At 67.9% G+C, this 17,407-nt stretch carries 17 protein-coding genes and 1 pseudogene; 10 read left to right on the top strand and 8 right to left on the bottom strand.

Annotated features, from left to right (window positions below; genetic code table 11):
- Positions 1 to 51: 51 nt before the first annotated feature.
- Complete coding sequence (locus ABD683_RS03380) at positions 52 to 1,104, top strand: NAD(P)H-dependent amine dehydrogenase family protein (protein ID WP_344767298.1); 1,053 nt, start codon at positions 52 to 54, stop codon at positions 1,102 to 1,104.
- Positions 1,105 to 1,182: 78 nt separating this feature from the next.
- Positions 1,183 to 2,934 carry an Ig-like domain-containing protein gene (locus ABD683_RS03375; protein WP_344767297.1) on the top strand — a complete coding sequence of 584 codons (1,752 nt, stop codon included), beginning with the start codon at positions 1,183 to 1,185 and terminating at the stop codon, positions 2,932 to 2,934.
- Here the strand turns inward: ABD683_RS03375 and ABD683_RS03370 are convergent.
- The gene (locus ABD683_RS03370) at positions 2,931 to 3,293 is read right to left on the bottom strand and encodes a VOC family protein (protein ID WP_344767296.1); all 363 of its coding nucleotides are present in this window, start codon (positions 3,291 to 3,293) and stop codon (positions 2,931 to 2,933) included. The genes ABD683_RS03375 and ABD683_RS03370 overlap by 4 nt on opposite strands.
- Before the next feature lies 1 nt (position 3,294).
- Positions 3,295 to 3,630: an HNH endonuclease gene (locus ABD683_RS03365; RefSeq protein WP_344767295.1), complete on the bottom strand. Its 336-nt coding sequence runs from the start codon at positions 3,628 to 3,630 to the stop codon at positions 3,295 to 3,297.
- Between the two features lie 62 nt (positions 3,631 to 3,692).
- Between ABD683_RS03365 and rnhA the strand changes: the two genes are divergently transcribed.
- The gene (gene rnhA, locus ABD683_RS03360) at positions 3,693 to 4,142 is read left to right on the top strand and encodes a ribonuclease HI (RefSeq protein WP_425548478.1); all 450 of its coding nucleotides are present in this window, start codon (positions 3,693 to 3,695) and stop codon (positions 4,140 to 4,142) included.
- Between the two features lie 209 nt (positions 4,143 to 4,351).
- A complete protein-coding gene (locus ABD683_RS03355) occupies positions 4,352 to 5,524 on the top strand; it encodes an HNH endonuclease signature motif containing protein (protein WP_344767293.1) in 1,173 nt (390 codons plus the stop codon).
- Positions 5,525 to 5,532: 8 nt separating this feature from the next.
- On the opposite strand, the gene ABD683_RS03350 is transcribed toward ABD683_RS03355, so the two are convergent.
- The gene (locus ABD683_RS03350) at positions 5,533 to 6,027 is read right to left on the bottom strand and encodes a nitroreductase family deazaflavin-dependent oxidoreductase (RefSeq protein ID WP_344767291.1); all 495 of its coding nucleotides are present in this window, start codon (positions 6,025 to 6,027) and stop codon (positions 5,533 to 5,535) included.
- A 53-nt stretch (positions 6,028 to 6,080) separates the two neighbouring features.
- On the opposite strand from ABD683_RS03350, the gene ABD683_RS03345 reads away from it, so the two are divergent.
- Positions 6,081 to 7,175, top strand: coding sequence for a pyridoxal-phosphate-dependent aminotransferase family protein (locus ABD683_RS03345; protein ID WP_344767289.1), 1,095 nt, complete (start codon positions 6,081 to 6,083; stop codon positions 7,173 to 7,175).
- Positions 7,172 to 8,542, top strand: a complete 1,371-nt coding sequence (locus ABD683_RS03340; protein ID WP_344767287.1) for an FAD-binding oxidoreductase — start codon at positions 7,172 to 7,174, stop codon at positions 8,540 to 8,542. Before ABD683_RS03345 ends, ABD683_RS03340 begins: the two co-directional genes overlap by 4 nt.
- On the opposite strand, the gene ABD683_RS03335 is transcribed toward ABD683_RS03340, so the two are convergent.
- Positions 8,539 to 8,871 carry a hypothetical protein gene (locus tag ABD683_RS03335; RefSeq protein ID WP_344767285.1) on the bottom strand — a complete coding sequence of 111 codons (333 nt, stop codon included), beginning with the start codon at positions 8,869 to 8,871 and terminating at the stop codon, positions 8,539 to 8,541. The two genes, ABD683_RS03340 and ABD683_RS03335, sit on opposite strands and share 4 nt — an antisense overlap.
- A gap of 153 nt (positions 8,872 to 9,024) precedes the next feature.
- Here ABD683_RS03335 and ABD683_RS03330 point away from each other — a divergent pair, with 153 nt between their 5' ends.
- Positions 9,025 to 9,525, top strand: coding sequence for an OsmC family protein (locus tag ABD683_RS03330; protein ID WP_344767284.1), 501 nt, complete (start codon positions 9,025 to 9,027; stop codon positions 9,523 to 9,525).
- Here ABD683_RS03330 and ABD683_RS03325 read toward each other — a convergent pair.
- Positions 9,522 to 10,796, bottom strand: a complete 1,275-nt coding sequence (locus tag ABD683_RS03325; RefSeq protein WP_344767283.1) for a YibE/F family protein — start codon at positions 10,794 to 10,796, stop codon at positions 9,522 to 9,524. The two genes, ABD683_RS03330 and ABD683_RS03325, sit on opposite strands and share 4 nt — an antisense overlap.
- A 9-nt stretch (positions 10,797 to 10,805) precedes the next feature.
- Here ABD683_RS03325 and ABD683_RS03320 point away from each other — a divergent pair, with 9 nt between their 5' ends.
- Entirely contained in the window at positions 10,806 to 11,570 is a 765-nt protein-coding gene (locus ABD683_RS03320; protein ID WP_344767281.1) for a phosphotransferase, read from the top strand.
- 95 nt (positions 11,571 to 11,665) lie between these two features.
- A pseudogene (locus tag ABD683_RS03315) lies at positions 11,666 to 11,989 on the top strand (cupin domain-containing protein); the annotation flags it as partial.
- A gap of 7 nt (positions 11,990 to 11,996) precedes the next feature.
- Here ABD683_RS03315 and ABD683_RS03310 read toward each other — a convergent pair.
- Both ABD683_RS03310 and ABD683_RS03305 read right to left on the bottom strand, forming a co-directional pair.
- A complete protein-coding gene (locus tag ABD683_RS03310; protein WP_344767279.1) occupies positions 11,997 to 13,223 on the bottom strand; it encodes an FAD-binding protein in 1,227 nt (408 codons plus the stop codon).
- 14 nt (positions 13,224 to 13,237) lie between these two features.
- On the bottom strand, positions 13,238 to 14,809 hold the full coding sequence (locus ABD683_RS03305; RefSeq protein WP_344767277.1) for an ABC-F family ATP-binding cassette domain-containing protein: 1,572 nt from the start codon (positions 14,807 to 14,809) through the stop codon (positions 13,238 to 13,240).
- 128 nt (positions 14,810 to 14,937) lie between these two features.
- On the opposite strand from ABD683_RS03305, the gene ABD683_RS03300 reads away from it, so the two are divergent.
- Positions 14,938 to 15,216, top strand: coding sequence for a hypothetical protein (locus ABD683_RS03300; RefSeq protein ID WP_344767275.1), 279 nt, complete (start codon positions 14,938 to 14,940; stop codon positions 15,214 to 15,216).
- A gap of 52 nt (positions 15,217 to 15,268) precedes the next feature.
- On the opposite strand, the gene ABD683_RS03295 is transcribed toward ABD683_RS03300, so the two are convergent.
- Positions 15,269 to 17,380, bottom strand: a complete 2,112-nt coding sequence (locus tag ABD683_RS03295; RefSeq protein ID WP_344767274.1) for a S9 family peptidase — start codon at positions 17,378 to 17,380, stop codon at positions 15,269 to 15,271.
- Positions 17,381 to 17,407: the final 27 nt, after the last annotated feature.

Below are 17,407 nucleotides of genomic sequence, written 5' to 3'. Positions count from 1 at the left end.
CGAGCGCGAGCATTCGTCGCCGGACGCTCCGGCGATGGTCTACTAGGGCGCATGACTCCGCCTACCTTCGACCGTCCGCTCCGCGTGATCCAGTGGACGACGGGCAACATCGGCAGCCGTTCGCTCCACGCAATCCTCGCCCGACCCGACTACGAGCTGGTCGGTGTGTACGCCCACGGTGACGACAAGGTCGGCCGCGACGCCGCCGACCTCTGCGGCTGGCCCGAGCCGACCGGCATCACCGCCACCAACGACATCGACGCGCTGATCGCGCTGGCCCCGGATGCCTGCTGCTACAACCCGCTGTGGCAGAACGTCGACGAGCTCGAACGTCTGCTCACCGCCGGCATCAACGTCGCTGCGACCGCGGCGTGGATCACGGGAGGCAAGCTGTCCGACGCCGACAAGGCGCGCATCGACAAGGCGTGCGAGGTTGGCGGATCGACGATCTTCGGCTCCGGCGCACACCCCGGCATCACCAACATGATCGGCATGGTCCTGTCGGGCGCCTGCGAGCGAGTCGACGAGATCCGGATCACCGAGTCGGTCGACTGCTCCACGTACGAGTCCGGCGACACCATGAGTCACATGGGATTCGGCCGCGAGCTGATGACACCCGGGCTGGAGGACTTCGTACGCTCCGAGTCCGAGGTGTTCGCCGAGTCCGCCGCGATGATGACCGAGGCCATGGGCCTCACGCCTGACCGGCTGAGCTTCGACGTCGTGTTCACGCCGGCCGACGAGGACTCCGACCTCGGCTTCATGAAGATCGCCAAGGGCACGATCGGCGGCGTCTACGGCTTCCACCGCGCGTGGGTGGGCGACAAGAACGTCGTCTCCGTCGGTTTCAACTGGGTCATGGGCACCGTCACGCCACCCAAGAAGATCGCGCACGGCCATGTGATCCAGGTGTTCGGCCGGCCCAACTTCCGCACCGTGATCAGCTGCCTCCCGCCGATGGACTGGGACGAGAACAGCTACATGGGCCCGGGCATGATCTACACCGCGATGCCCGCGACCAACGCGATCCCGTACGTGGTCGCCGCCGATCCGGGCATCGTCACGCTGAAGGACCTCCCCGTCATCACGGGCCGCAGCTACTAGCGAAAGCGGTGACGCATCGCCCGTCGCGGGTGCACGATGAGGAGGTCATCATCTCCATGACTTGCCTCGGGGGCTCCCATGATCACACCGTTGCGCGCTGTCTGTGCCGTGCTCGCCATGCTGTTCGTCCTTCCCGCGCCAGCGATGGCTGACGAGCCTCCGCCGGGAACGCCAGGATTCGTCGCGGGGGACGACAGCTTTCAGGTGGACAAGGGTTCCACCCTCATTGCCTTCAGCGCGGTCCATGGAGTGTTGGACAACGACTCGTTGGGGGCAAGCCCGTGTCTCCTTGCCGCCTGCGGTGTCGCGGTCGAGGACTACCCGACCCACGGAACGCTGTCCACGAGTGGTTTCGGTTTCGGCGGCTTCATGTATGTCCCGGACCCTGCATTCAGTGGGACGGACAGCTTTACGTACCGTGCGACCTCGGCCCCGACGGCCTACTCGAATCGTGCGACGGTCACGATCGCTGTCACTGAGAGCCCAGCAACGCCAGGATTCGTCGCCAACGACGACACGTACAACATCCCGCAAGACACCAGTGCTCGCCTCAACGGGTTCGTGGATGGGCCGATGGCCAACGACACCGTGAACGGGACTCCCTGCGAGGCACGACTGTGCGCGTTTGTGCTGAAGAACCCGCCCTCCCACGGCAGCTTCATACAAGGTTATGGCGAGACCGTTTATCGGCCCGCTCCGGGATTCGTTGGGACCGACACGTTTACGTATCGGATCGCTGACCCAGCATCGCCGGCGCGCTCCAACGCCGCAACGATCACGATCAACGTCCATGGGGCACCAAGCGCGACCCCGGACTCCTACACGACGACGGAGGGCGTCCAGCTGAGCGTCAATGCCGCAGGTGGTGTGCTGCACAACGACCTGAACGCCACGGGGCTCAACCTCGGCACGGGTGTCAGCCACGGGGTCTTGGACCTCAACACGATCACCGGCGCGTTCACGTACGACCCAGCACCCGGCTTCGTCGGTTCGGACTCCTTCACCTACTCCGCCAAGAACTCGGACGGCGTGAGCGAACCTGTCACCGTCGCGATCACGGTCAAACCGACTCCACCCGTGGCGAACGGTGACGCCTACGGCACCGCCGAGAGGGTGCAGCTGAGCGTCGATGCGAGCAGCGGCGTGCTCAGCAATGACACCGCAGCCAATTCCGCTGCGCTGGTGACGAGTACGAGTCACGGCATCCTCTCCCTGGAGGACGACGGCGCGTTCGACTACATGCCTGCAGAGGACTTCTCGGGAACGGACTCGTTCACCTACACAGCCACAGGTCCCGGCGGCACGACAGCGCCAGCCACCGTCACGATCGCGGTCAGTGACGTAGGGGATGACCCCTTCGCGAACGGTGACTCGTACGAGCTCGACAAGGATGGCTCCCTGACCGTCGAGGCGCCCGGCGTTCTTGGGAACGACGTCGGCGCCACGGGCGCCAGACTCGTCACGGATGTGGAGCACGGGAGGCTCGACTTCGGCGGGGACGGGGCGTTCTCCTATGTTCCTGACGAGGGCTACGACGGCGTCGATGGGTTCACGTACATCGCGACGTACGAGCCCCCTCGCAACCACTTCCTGAAGGGCGAGGCGGGGCTGGTCGCCGCGGCCGCCTTCGAGTCGGAGCCGGCAACAGTCAGGCTAATGGTCAGTGCAGCGGCCGACCCTGGCGATAGGCCCGACGGTGACGGACCTGGGGGCGAGGCCGCACTGCCAGACACGGGTTCGCTCGTGAACCTCGCCAACCTCTCGTGGGCTGCGCTCGCAACGCTGGCAGGCATCGTGCTTGTCGTCGGTGCCAGTCGTCGGCGTGCCTAGAAGTATTCGACGAGGCAGAACTCGTGGCCCTCGGGGTCCTTCATGACGCAGACGATGCCCTCGTCGTAGTCGTGGCGTTCGCCGGTGAACGAGCCGCCCAGCTCCTCGACCTGAGCGATGCCGGTCGTGATGTCGTCGGTGGAGATGTCGAGGTGGAGTCGTACCTTCTCGGTCCTCGGCTCCGGCACGCGCTGGAACGTCAGCCGGGGAAGAGCGTCGTTGCGTGTTCCGACGGTGGCCCAGCCCGGATCGTCGCCGTGCTCGTCAGAGATCGGTATGTCGAGCAGGCCGCTCCAGAACGCCGCCAACCGGTGTGGGTCGACGCAGTCGATCGTCACGCCGCTCCACTCGTTCGTCATGTCAGTCCAACTCGGCGGCGATCTGGGCCTGGCGGACCAGGAACGTACGCTCGTCGAGCTTCTTGCGACGCATCCACGTCGTCACCTCGATGTTGCACTTGCTGGCATTGCACGATCCGCACGCCGGCACGACATTGGTCGCGGTGTAGCGGCCGCCGCGGGAGATCGGCAGCATGCAGTCCTTCTGCAGCGCCGCGTCGCTCGCGCCGCAGTAGGCGCACCCGCCCCAGGCGTTCTTGAGGCTGTCCCACTGCTCGTCGGTCAGGTCGTGGTCGACCTTCGCCATCCGGCGCTTGCGGCGCCGTGCGTACGTCGCCGCGCGGCTGCGTGTGGGCACACGCCGATCGTACGGCGGGGCGGACCCGATTCCGGGGAGCCCGGCAGGGCATGATGCATGGCGTGAGCGAAGAGGTCGTGGTCATCCACACCGATGGCGGCTGCACGCCCAATCCCGGTCCCGGCGGCTGGGGCGCGGTGCTCCGCATGGGCGACCATGCGCGGGAGCTGTTCGGCGGTGAGTCCGGCGAGACCACCAACAACCGCATGGAGCTGATGGCGACGATCATGGCGCTGGAGACGCTGACGCGTCCGGTGACGGTGCACCTGCACACCGACAGCACCTACGTACGCAACGGCATCACGAAATGGGTGCTGTCGTGGCAGAAGAACGGCTGGAAGACCTCGGCCAAGCAGCCCGTCAAGAACGTCGACCTCTGGCAGCGTCTCGTCGAGGCCTGTGCGCGGCACGAGGTCGAGTGGTTCTGGGTCAAGGGCCATGTCGGGGTTCCCGACAACGAGCTCGCCGACCAGCTCGCGACGCGCGGGATGCTCGAAGCGATGTCTCGCTAGAACGTATGGCGCGCAGTATCAGCATGGCTGTCTCGACGGCGGCTTGCGTCGGATCCTCGCTGGGTTGAAGGGCGCAAATGCAACGGCGCGGAGCCGATCTGTTGAGAGTCGGATCTGCGGCTCGCGTTGTGGACAAGAACCTTCGTTTTTCGTTGAATTCACAGGGTTTTCCACTGGTCATCGAACAGTTGTTCTAGTAAGTTTGGAGTATGGCCACAGCGTTCGCTCCGACAGTCGAGTCGTTGACCGACTTCGCCCAGGCGCGAGCGCGTGCAGAGGCGTGCGAGGTCGAAGCCATGCTGGCCTTCCAAGACGCCGAGATCGCTCGGACCGCCACAGTTGAGCCTGCGATGCGTCGCCAGGTTGAGCGGGCCGCCATTCCCATGTCCATCGGCGAGGCCACCGGCTTCAGCGAAGGACAGATCCATCACCTGCTGTCCGCTGCATCGACAGTGCGCGATCAGGCGCCTCGCACCTGGCAGGCCTTCCGCGACGGGCGGGTCGACCGTGCTCGGGTTCGCGATATCGCCCACACGATCGATCAGCTGCAACGCAACGAGTCGGTGGAGCGGCTCGATGCGCGAGTCATCGACTACGCCGTCGACCACACGACGGCTGAGCTGCGGGTCTGGTTGCGGCGCTTCGTGCAGCGGGTCGAAGAGGATCTCGCCGTCGAACGCGCCAAGGCTGAACGCGCACAGCGGCACGTCTCGATCAAGCACGCCGACGATGCGATGGGGTGGCTCAACGCCTACCTCCCATCTCATGAGCTCGCCGCGATCGAAGGACGATTGCACACCGACGCCCGCAAACCTGTTGATACCGACGACGACCGCACTGTCTCCCAACGTGAGGCTGACCTGCTGGTCGCGTGGTGCGCTGACGGTGACTCCGCCACCAAGCCTGCGGACGTGCACGTCGCGGTGACGATCGACGCCGATGTCCTTGCTGGCGCTGTCGACGGATTCGCTCAGTCGACCGACGGCAGGTGGGGAGCGCCCGCCTCGTGGATCACCGAGGTCACCAGCACGGGCAATGTGTTCTGGCACCGTATGGTCCTCGAACCGGTCAGCGGCGACGTCCTCTCGCACGAATATCTCGGACGCTTCTGCCCCGACATCCTCGCCGTGGCGCTGAGATTCCGCGACGGCGTCTGCCAGGCGCCGGGATGCATGGTCCCCGCCGAACGGTGCGACATCGACCACCGAGTTCCCTACCCCGAAGGCCCGACCAGCGCAGCCAACCTTGGGCCGTTCTGTCGCAGAAATCACAACTTCAAGAGCCACGGTGTCCTGCGCTGGTCGACCAGACCGCCTCCCCAACCACCGCCGCCAATCGTGATCGAGATCTACCGAGACTCCATTGCGATGGAGCTGGCCTAGGGCAAAAGCTAGCGGGGTTCGAGGACCACGATCGGGATCTCGCGATCGGTCCACGTCGCGTACTTGTTGTAGTCCGCGTAGAGCTCGACCATCTTGGCCCAGAGCTGCTCGCGCTCCTGGCCCTCGGCGACCCGGGCGTGGACCTTGCGGTTCTTGTCCTTGCGGAGATGTACCACTGTGTCGGGACTGGTGACGAGGTTGGCGAACCACTGCGGGTTCTTGGGCAGTCCGCCCTGCGAGGCGACGACGATCAGGTTGGGGCCGTCCGCCAGATAGACGAGCGGTGCCGTGAACGTCTTTCCGGACTTGCGCCCGATGTGCTCCAGAAGGAGGATCGGCGGCGGCTTCTTGAAGCCTTCACCGATGCGCCACTTGGCCCCGATGCGTCCGTTGGTCAGCTTGAACGCCGCGGTGTTGACCTTCGACATCGCCTTGATGAATGTGACCGTCCCGGGCTTGTCGAGTCCCGGCGGCTTCTCGTCCGGCAGTGAGAATCGACCCATTCGAACGACCTGCTTTCTGCTGGACCAACGTTGATCGGCCTAAGATCGAGCCGATGAACAGCATATTGCCGACGCGCCGCCTTTTCGGGCCAGGACCGACCAATCCGTATCCGGAGGCGACGGTTGCCCTCGGCCATCCGTTGCTCGGCCACCTCGACCCCGAGTTCATTGCCCGGCTGGACCGTACGTGTGAAGGTTTGCGCCAGGTGTGGGGCACGACCAACGCGCGTACGTTGCCGCTCAGCGGTACGGGCTCGCTCGGCATGGAGGCCGCCTTCGTCAACACCGTGAAGCCCGGTGACGTCGTCGTCATCGCGGTCAACGGTCTCTTCGGTGAGCGCATGTGCGATGTTGCCGCCCGCTGCGGCGCGGAGGTCGTCCGCGTCGACCACGAGTACGGCACACCCGTCGATGCTGATCGTGTCGCCGACGCGCACCCCAGCCCCGCGATCATCGCCGCGGTCCACGCCGAGACGTCGACGGGCGTCCGCTCAGACATCAGGGCGCTCGGCGAGATCAAGGGCGATGCGTTGCTGATCACCGACGCGGTCACCTCGATCGCCGGCAGCGAGCTGCGGGCGGATGACTGGGGCATCGACGTCGGCTATGCCGGCACGCAGAAGTGCCTCGGCGTCGCGCCCGGGCTCGCGCCGTTCACGATCTCTGACCGCGCCTTCGAGCGTCGCAACACCACGCCGCAGTCCTGGTACGTCGACCTCGGCCTGCTCGGCGGCTACGTCGGCGAGGCGAGCGGCGGACGTACCTATCACCACACGGCACCCGTCGCGATGATCGCCAGCCTCGAGGCGGCGCTCGAGCGGGTGCTCGCCGAAGGGCTCGAGAACGCATGGGCACGACACCAGGCGGCCGGTGACGCGCTCCAGGCCGGCCTGCAGTCGATGGGCCTGGAGCTGTTCGCCGCCGAAGGTCACCGGCTCGCCCAGCTGACCACGGTCAAGGTGCCGGACGGCACCGACTCGGCCAAGGTCCGTTCCTACCTGCTCGACCACTACGACCTCGAGATCGGCGGGGGAGTCGGCCAGTACGCCGCCACTGTCTGGCGCATCGGCCTGATGGGCCCGAACGCACACCCCGCGTCGGTCACGCTGATCCTCGGCGCGCTCGAGGACGCCATCAAGAACGCATGAGCGCCGCACTCGCCGAGCTGAAGGACCGGCTGCCGGAGGGCAGCATCGTCACCGACCCGGCGCTGATGGAGAGCTACCGCACGGACCGCGCGATGTTCTGTGAGGCAGGTGTGCCGCTGGTCGTCGTGCGGGCCCGGTCCACCGCCGAGGTCTCCGCGACGATGGAGGTGGCGAGCAAGCACGGCGTGCCAGTGGTCCCGCAGGGCGCTCGCAGCGGACTCAGTGGTGCCGCCAACGCGATCGACGGGTGCATCGTCATCAGCCTCGAGGCGATGGACGAGGTCGTACGCATCGACACCGCCAACCGCTACGTCGTCACGCAGCCCGGCGTCTTCAACGCCGTGCTCGCCCGCGCCGTCGCCGCCGAGGGGCTGTTCTATCCGCCAGATCCCAGCAGCAAGGAGTTCTGCACGATCGGCGGCAACCTCGCCACCAACTCCGGAGGACTCTGCTGCGTCAAGTACGGCGTCACCACCGACTACGTGCTCGGCCTCGAGGTCGTCCTGGCGTCCGGGGAGGTGGTGCGCACCGGACGCACCACCGTGAAGGGCGTCGCCGGCTACGACCTGGCGCGGTTGTTCGTCGGGTCCGAGGGGACGCTCGGCATCATCACCGAGGCGACGCTGCGGCTGCGTTCCGCGGCGCAGCGGCCCAAGACCCTCGCGGCCACGTTCGCCAGTGCCGGCGATGCGGCACAGGCCGTGACCTCGGTCGTGACGTCGACGATCGTGCCGAGCCTGTTGGAGTTCATGGACCGCACCAGCGTGCGCGCGGTGAACGAGACGTTCAAGCTCGGCTTCGACGACGACGTGGAGGCGGTGATCCTGGCCCAGTCCGATGCCGGCGGCACCGCCGGTGAGGCCGAGATCGCCGAGATCAGCGCGATCCTCAGCTCGGCCGGAGCGATCGAGGTCGTCGTTGCGGAGAGTGACCAGGAAGCTGACGCGTTGCTGGCGGCGCGACGCGAGGTGCTCACGGCGTGGGAGACGATGGGCACCACGATGATCGACGACGTGTGCGTGCCACGTGACCGGCTCGCCGACCTGGTCGCCGGCATCGAGCAGATCGCCGCCGACAACGCCGTGATGATCGGCGTCGTGGGCCACGCGGGAGACGGCAACTTCCACCCGACCGTGGTGTTCGACGGCCAGGACGCGGACGAGTGCAAACGCGCGCACCGGGCGTTCGACGAGGTCATGCACCTCGGCCTCGACCTCGGTGGCACCATCACCGGCGAGCACGGGATCGGATTGCTCAAGACCGAGCTGCTGCAGGCCGAGATCGGTGACCTCAGCCTTCGCCTGCACCGAGACATCAAGGCGGCGCTCGACCCGGCGGGGATACTCAACCCCGGCAAGGTCTTCTAGGACTGCTTGCGGAGGCCACCCAGCACGAAGCGGGGGAGGCCCAGGCCTGCGGCGTACGTCGACGACGGTGGCGTCTCGTCATACAGGCGCTTCGACGCTGGCATGCGGGTCGCACTGAGGTCGAGCGACACCACGATCCGGCGGACGTGCATGTCGGCGGTCGCGGACGAGCACTCGGCGACGATGAAGAACTCGTCACCCGTGGTCGCGCCGAGCGCCGTGATCGCGGGATCGGCGACGCGCTCGATGGCGCGCAGGATCCGCTGCTGACGTGCCTGGTTCGTGACGCGATAAGTCGACGTTCGGACCGGCTTGGGTGAGCTGCTCATGGGTACCGCCAAGGGGATCGGGCCATTTGTTGCGGGACACGACAAATCGTAGGTTCTCCGCCCTGACCTGCACAGTTGTGCGTGTCACGCGGCGTGTGAACATTGGGTGCCGGATCGGCGAACATCCCGTGACATGAGGTCCTACCCTGAGGCATGACGACGCTCAGCGAGATTCAGGCGCCACTCAAGACGCGCTACCGCGAAGAGCCGGAGGCCGCCAAGGTCACGCTCTCCGCCAGCGGTCAGCTCGGCGAGGGCGTGTCGTGCTCGCTGAGCACGGGACGCGCCATGGCGGAGGCCGGACTCCATCCCGCGACCGGCGGTGACGGCACCCAGCTCTGCTCGGGCGACATGCTGCTCGAGGCGCTGGTGGCCTGTGCCGGCGTCACGTTGCGGGCGGTGGCGACGTCTCTGGAGATCGACGTACGAGGTGGTTCCGTCACGGCCGAGGGTGACCTCGACTTCCGTGGCACCCTGGCGGTCGACAAGGAGGCAGCGGTCGGGTTCACCGACATCCGCCTGACGTTCGACCTCGACTCCGACGCGACACCCGACGAGCTGGCGACGCTCCAACGACTCACCGAGCGCTACTGCGTCGTGCTGCAGACCCTCACCTCGCCGCCACGCATCAGCACGACGACCGTCACGGGTTAGTCGCCGTCGCCGGGCTCGCGCGGTCGAACAGCGACACGGCGTCCCTTCGATTCCGTCTGCCGCTCCCCGGCTGGCTCGAAGTCATCCTCTTCCGCCTTCGGGGCGAGCCACACCGCGATCGCGGTCGTCACCGGCACGGCGAGGACGAGCCCGATGGCGCCGACGAGCGTACGCACGATCTCCTGTGCGAGCTGCTCCGTGGTGGCCATCTCGGCGAGGCCGCGTTGGTAGGCCGTGATGAGGAGCAGCACGGTCATGGCGGAGCCGGCGTAGGCGAACACCAGGGTGTAGACGCTGGAGGCGATGTGGTCGCGGCCGATCCGCATCGCCGACGCGAAGATCGACGAGCCGCGGACCTTGGGCTGCAGCGCCCGCAGCTCCCACACCGCGCTCGCCTGTGTGACCGTGACGTCATTCAGTACGCCCAGGCCGGCGATGACCATTGCTGCGGCGACGATGCCGCTCAGGTGCAGGTCGGGCACCGTCGCGATCAGGGCTTGGTCGTCCTCCGAACCGACGCCGGTGAGGTTGACCCAACCGGTCGCGAGCACGCCCATACCGGCTGTCATGGCAATGCCGAACAGCGTTCCGAACAACGCTGACGTCGTACGGATCGAGACGCCATGAGCGAGATAGAGCACCGCGATCATGATCGCCGTCGACCCGACCACCACGACGACCAGAGGAGACTCGCCGGCAAGGAACGCAGGCAGCATGAACTTGGTCAACGCCAGCAGCGTGACCGCGATGCCGACGAGCGCGAACAAGCCGCGCCAACGGGCCACGACGACAACCAGCACAGCGAAGATCAGCGCCAGTGCCGTGAGCGGGAAGCCGCGCTGGAAGTCGAGGAACTCGTACGTCGTGGGCTCGCCGTCGGACTCGTAACGGATGAGCTTGACCTTCTCGCCCTTGTCGATGCCGGCGTGGTAGCGGGTGGCGTCGAGGACGAATGTCGCGTTCTTGCCCTTCACCTCGACACCGACGTGCGCGCACGATCCCACGACTTCCCGCGTGTTGTCGGGGCCTTCGCCGCCGCTGTTGCAGTCGAACGGGTCGATGCTCTTGACGGTCGCGGTCACGGTGCTCACGCCCTCGCCGCTGAGCGGGTTGGCGTCCTTGGGCACCTTGCCGGGGTCAGGCCAGAGCACCACCATCGCCGCGATCGCGGCGGCGGCAATGGCCAGCACCACGACCGTCAGCACCGCCGCCAGCCCGCGCCGCGGGGGTCCGTAATCGGGCGCTGAGGAGTGCGAGTGCGAATGTGCCACGATGAAAGAGTGCCACGCGACACCGAACAACCTGAGCACCTTCCCGGAGCGACCGGCGGCGCCACCCGCATCGGCCGGACGGTGCGTCGTCCCACCGGAGCGTGGACGCCTGCCGTGCACGAGCTGCTGACCTACCTCCACGACAACGGACTGCGCGGAATTCCCGAGCTGCACGGCTCGGACGACGAAGGCCGCGAGATCCTCGAGTACGTCGAGGGTCGTGGCGTGCCGATCGACCAGGAGGTCGTGCTCGACACCGTGCTCGTCGAAGCAGTCACCTGGTTGCGGGACTTTCACGACCTCGTCGACGGATTCCGTCCCGCTGGCGCACGCCATTGGCGAGCAACCGGCGAGGTCGAGCTCGCCGCCGACGAGATCATCTGCCACAACGACCCGGGTGCCTACAACTGGATCATCCAGAGCGGGCACTTCGTCGCGATGATCGACTGGGACATGGCCGGACCGGGTCAACCGATCGACGACCTCGCATTCCTGGCGTGGACCGGCATTCCTCTCTACCGCGAGATCCCGGTCGACGACGTCGCCCGACGGCTCGACCTGCTGGTCGACGCGTACGGCGAGTGGGGACCGATGACGGTGCTCGATGCCGTCGTACGGCGCATGTCGACTGCCAGCGACCGCATCGAAGCCGGCCAGGCGCGCGGCGACCAGGGCTTCCTCAACCTCGCGAAGGTCGGTGAGCCGCAGCGCACCCGCGACCGGGTCGCGGCGTTCCGCGATCGCATCCCCGCCATCGACGAGGCCCTCGGCTGATGCACCCCCGCGCCGAAGAGCTCCGGCTCCAGCCGCATCCGGAGGGTGGTTGGTACCGGCAGACCTGAAGATCGTCTGCCGAGGTCACGCTCCCGGACGGCCGTGTACGGCCGACGGCGACGTTGATCTATTTCCTCCTGCCCGCGGGAGAGCACTCGGCCTGGCACCGCGTCTCGTCCGACGAGCTCTGGCTGGCGCACGAAGGCGCCGTTGTGCTGGAGCTCGGCGGGTACGACGACCGGCCCGGTCGGGCCGAGGCGTGCGTCGTCGGCCTCGATCTCGATGCCGGCGAGCTGCCGCAGGTGCTCGTGCCGGCTGGTGCCTGGCAACGGACGCGGCCGTCCGACGTCGACGCATTGGTCAGCTGTCTGGTCTCGCCGGGCTTCGACTTCGACGACTTCGAGCTCGCCGGAGAGTGACCAGGGGTCAGGTCTGCCCGAGCCACTGCCTGGTGAGCTGGTTGGAGAACTTCCCCGTCGGGTCCAGTCGTTCGACGAGCTTGCGGAACGGAGCCAGCTTCGGGTAGGCCGCGTGGAGTCGTTCCGGCGTGGTCTCGAAGAGCTTGCCCCAATGCGGCCGGGCCGCGAACGGTGCCAGCGCGTCGTCCAGCACCGGCACGAGCGCCGTCACCGCCGGGATGTCCTGACGCCAGGTGAAGTGCAGCGCGACGCAATCGGTGTCGTGGCTCGGGCTGAGCCACAGTGAGTCGCCGGCGATGGTCCGGATCTCCGAGATGAGCAGAAGGGGCCTCACCTGGGCTGCCAGCTCGCGCACGGCATCGATGGCCTCGAGCGCGTGCTGCCGAGGCAGGAGGTACTCGGTCTGCAGCTCCTCGCCGCTGCTCGGCGTGAACTCGAGCTGGAAGTGCGGAATGCGATTCCACCACGGACCAACCTCGCCGAGCTGGTGCGTTGCGAACGCGGCAGGAGCGCCGGGAACCGGGTTGATGTTGGCGATCGCGGGTGTCGCGTCGAAGAGCTCCGTACGGACATCGCTGCGCGACTTCAGCCAGACCGTGGTGGCCCCGTCACCCCAGTCGGTGAACATGCTGACGCTGTAGGCGCTCGAGGTGATGTCGTCGAAGTTCTCGTGGATCGCGGCCCAGGAGAGGTTCTCGAAGACGTGCTGGTGCACGTCGTACGTCGGCTCGATGTCGAGCGTCACCTGCGTGACGACACCGAGCAGGCCGAGCGACACGACGAACGCGTCGAAGTCCGGGTCGCCGCGCCGGATCTCCTCCAGGTCGCCGTCGGCCGTGACGTACTGCAGTCCCGCCACGGCGGTCGCGAGGCTGCCGTTGCGGTCGCCGGACCCGTGGGTGCCGGTCGCGATCGCGCCGGCGATCGAGATGTGGGGGAGCGAGGCGAGGTTGTGCAGCGCCCAGCCGGCGGCGTCGAGTCGCCCGACCAGCTCGCCGTACCGGACGCCGGCGCCGACTGTCACCGTCGCGCCGTCGATGTCGAACCCGTCGGGCAGCCTCTCGACCGACACCTGGGCCGCGTCGGTGTCGGCGATCCGGTTGAACGAGTGCCGGCTGCCGAGCGGCCGGATGCGGGTGGACGCGGCGACGACCTCCTGCAGCTCCTCGACCGACGTCGGCCGGAGCTCCATGAGAGCGCCGTACGTGAGGTTGCCTGCCCAGTTGTTCGTCACGCGCCCAGTGTGGCCTACACCTGGATGCGCCTCGTGAGCTCGAGGTCGTCGAGGAACCGTTCGTCGTGGCTGACCACGATGAACGCTCCTTCGTACGACCGCAACGCCTCGACCAGGTGCCGGATGCTCGGCAGGTCGAGGTTGTTGGTCGGCTCGTCCAGCAGGAGCAGCTGTGGTGCAGGCTCGGCAAGCAGCAGCGATGCCAGCGTCGCCCGCAGTCGTTCGCCGCCCGACAGCGTCGAGGCCGGCTGGTCGGCGTCCCGCCCTCGAAACAGGAACCGGGCCAGCCGGGATCGCCGCTCGGTCTCTGACGCATCGGGTGCGATGCGGGCGATGTTCTCCGCGACGGTGAGCTCCGGCACCAGCAGGTCCATCGCCTGCGGGAGATAACGCCACGGGACCTTCATCTCGATCCTGCCTCCGGCCGGCGCCAGCTCGCCGGTGATGGTCCGGAGCAGCGAGGTCTTGCCCGCGCCGTTGCGCCCGGTCAGGCCGATCCGCTCGGGACCGCGTACGTCGAGGTCCAGCTCGAGGTCGCCGAACGCCGGGCGTACGCCTTCGAGCAGCAGCACTTCGCGTCGGGGCGGTACCGCGGTGTCGGGGAGATCGACGCGGATCTCGCGATCGTCCCGCACGGCGGCCTCCGCCTCGTCGAGGCGCGAGGCGGCTCCGGCAAGGCGTTCCTGGTGCACGCCGGTGACCCGCCCCGCGGTGACCTGGGCTGCTCGCTTGCGGCCGCCGACCAGGATCCTGGGCAGGTCACCCCTCGCCGCCCGCGCCCGTCCCTGGCGTGCATGGCTGGCGAGCTTGGCCTGCGACTCCACGAGGTCGCGTTTCTGGGCCTTGACGTCGGTCTCCGCGGCACGGACGGCACGCTCGGCCGCCTCCTGCTCGGCCGCGACCTGCGCCTCGTACGCGTCGAAGCCGCCGCCGTACCACCGCACCTCGCCACCACGCAGCTCGGCGATGTCGTCCATCGCGTTGAGCAGGGCACGGTCGTGGCTGACGACGAGCAGAGTGCCCCTCCATCCCGCGACGGCCTCGATCAGCCGCGCCCGAGCCTCGCCGTCGAGGTTGTTGGTCGGCTCGTCGAGGAGCAGGACTGCCGGACGCCTCAGCAGCAGTGCCGCGAGCGAGAGCAGCACGAGCTCACCGCCGGAGAGCGTCGCGACGGTGCGATCCAGCTCCAGATGACCGAGGCCGAGGCGGCCCAGCTCGGCCGCCGTCCGTTCGGCGATGTCCCAGTCGTCGCCGATGACGTCGTAGTCGGATTCCCGTACGTCACCCGCTTCCATGCGAGACAGTGCCGCGAGGGTGTCGGCGATTGCGAGAACCTCGGCAATCGTGCGCCGGGGGTCGCTGCCCGGATCCTGGGGAAGGTAGGCCAGGGTTCCCGCGGTCGTGACGGTCCCCGTGGTCGGCGTGAGCTGGCCGGCGACGAGCTTGAGCAGCGTCGACTTGCCGCTGCCGTTCAGTCCGACGAGTCCGTGCCGGCCGGGGCCGATCGCGAGGTCGAGGCCCGTGACGACGGTCGAGCCGTCCGGCCAGGTGAATGAGAGGTCGTGAACAGAGAGAGATGTACGCATCGAGCGCTCCATGAGGTCGGTGGAGGCGCAGGCCACTGGGGGCTGCTGCGCGGGGATGACCTCAGAGCTTCAACGGACTGATGACCTCGTTCTCGGGGATGTGTACACGATCATCATACGATCCCTGCATGAGTGCGATCTACTTCGACTCCGCTGACGATGCCGTCGAGCTGATCGGCGCGCTGGAGGCCGAGGGCTACACGACGACGTTGACGCGGGAGGCGTTCGCCGGCGAGGAGGACTGGGACGACCGCGCCTGGGTGCTGCTGGTCGAGCCGTTCGACGACCGGGTCGTCGAGATGGTCGACGTGTACGGCGGCTGGATGCCGGGCGACGAGCACCTTCCCGCCGAGCCCACCGAGCTCCCGGGTGGGCCCCAGCGCCTCAAGAACCCCCGCGATTTGTGACCTTATGGGCGCTAAAAGCGCCCCGTAACGCCTCCAACGTCACACATCGCGGTCAGACGCCGAGGGCGTCCTTCAGGAAGGCGACCTGCAGGAGCTTGAGGTTCTCGGCCACGACTTCTTGCGGCGTCATGTGGGTGACTCCCGACAGCGGCAGCACGGTGTGCGGGCGGCCCGCGGCGAGCAGCGCCGATGACAGCTGCAGCGTGTGAGCCGCGACGACGTTGTCGTCAGCGAGGCCGTGGATGATCATCAGCGGGCGCTCGAGCGCCGGCGCCAGGGGCAGCAGCGAGTTGCGGTCGTACACCTCGGGCACCGCGCGAGGGTCGCCGAGGTAGCGCTCGGTGTAGCACGTGTCATACAGGCGCCACTCCGTCACGGGAGCACCCGCGACCGCCGCATGGAACACGTCGGGGCGGCGCAGTACCGCGAGAGCGGCGAGGTAGCCGCCGTACGACCACCCCGTGATGCCGACCCGCGACGTGTCGACGTCGTCGGGGTACGCCTGCGCCACGGCCGCCACGGCATCGACCTGGTCGTCGAGCGTGACGCCGGCGAAGTCCTCCAGGATCGAGCGCTCGAAGGCGTGACCGCGACCCGGGGTGCCACGACCGTCGCACACGATGACGCAGAAGCCCTGGTCGGCGAGCCACTGCGCCTCGAGGAATGCCCGGGCCGAGGCCACGACGCGTTGGCCGTGCGGGCCGCCGTACGGGTCCATCAGCACCGGCAGCTTCGCCGAGCCGAGCTGATGGTCACGCGGGAAGAGGACGGCGGTACGCAGCTCGTGCTTGCCGGCCAGGAGCATGCGCACCTCGGGCTGGTGCGGCGGTGCCTCGCTCACGACCGCGATCGGTGCGGGCTCGGCGCCTTCGCGGTGCACCATGACCGTCGTGCCGACGGCCTCCAGCGCGGAGCGGGTGATGACGGTCGTCGGCCCGCCGATCACCGCGTTGTGCACCGCAGCACCCTCGGTGACCGGGGTGACGGTGCCGTCGAAGCCGAACCGTACGACCTGCACCTCGACCGGCTCCTGTGACGCGGTCGCGACGACGCAGTCCTCGAAGACGTCGACGATGCCACGCACCTGCCAGCCGTCGGGCGTGATGGGGGAGCCGTCGACCAGCACGCGGCGCCAGCCCTCGTGGTCCTCGACGCTGACCAGGACGCCGCCGGGGGCGAGCCGCGGTCCGGCGTTGAGCTCGACCCATGCGGGATCGGTCGGCTCACGGAGCACGTTCGTACGGCCCGATGCGACGTCGACGGACAGGATCTGCGACGACTTCTGGTCGCGGCTCAGCACCTGGATGACCGGCTCGCCATCGGGGGTCCAGCTGACCCGGCCGAGGTACTCGTACGCTGCTCGGTCCCACCGGATCTCGGTGCGGTTGCCCTCGAGGTCGACGTGCCAGAGCGTGACGTCGGAGTTGGGGGTGCCGGCAGCGGGGTAGCGCCGGGCGACGGGTGTGCGCTCGGGATGCTCGGGGTCGGCGATGTGCCATGTCTGTACGTTGGCGTCGTCGAAGCGCTCGACGAGCAGCGACCGGCCGTCCGGGGCCCACCAGAACCCGCGGAACCGCTCCATCTCCTCGGCGGCGATGAACTCCGCCTGGCCCCACACCTCGGTGTCGGACTCGGGCGTGACCAGTGCGCGCTCGTCCTGGCCGTTGACGCCGATGACGCGCAGGGCACCACCCGACGCATACGCGATCAGCCGTCCGGTCGGGTCGAGTCGCGGGTCGATGACGGCGCCGACGCTGGCCAGGGAGTGCACGGCCCTGGCGCCGAGGTGCACGGCCCAGAGCTGGCCCGACAACGTGAAGCATGCCCACCGTCCCGTCTTGTCGACGTCATAGCCGACCAGGCCTCCTGTGCCTTCGCGGCTGCGTTCGCGGCGTGAGCGCTCCTCCGGCGACAGCTGTTCACCGTCCTCGCCGAGCAGCGCGACGGGGTCGACGAGCAGCGACTCGGTGCCGGTCGCGACGTCGTACTCCCACAGCTGGCCCTGCGCCGTGACGCCGTCCGGTGTGCGAATGAAACGCACTGTCGCACCATCCGGCGAGACGGTGAGGTTGCGGGGGATTCCGAGCGTGAATCGCTGCGTTCGTGCCGCGAGCCGGGGGTACGAGGTGGCATCGCTCTGGTTGGTTGGCTGGCGCTCGCTCATGCCCCGATCCAATCACGGTGGTGGTCA

This window comes from Aeromicrobium panaciterrae, assembly GCF_039537165.1.
Taxonomy (GTDB): domain Bacteria; phylum Actinomycetota; class Actinomycetes; order Propionibacteriales; family Nocardioidaceae; genus Aeromicrobium; species Aeromicrobium panaciterrae.
The sequence above is the reverse complement of the archived record's forward strand: the minus strand, read 5'-3'. Positions and strand labels throughout refer to the sequence as shown.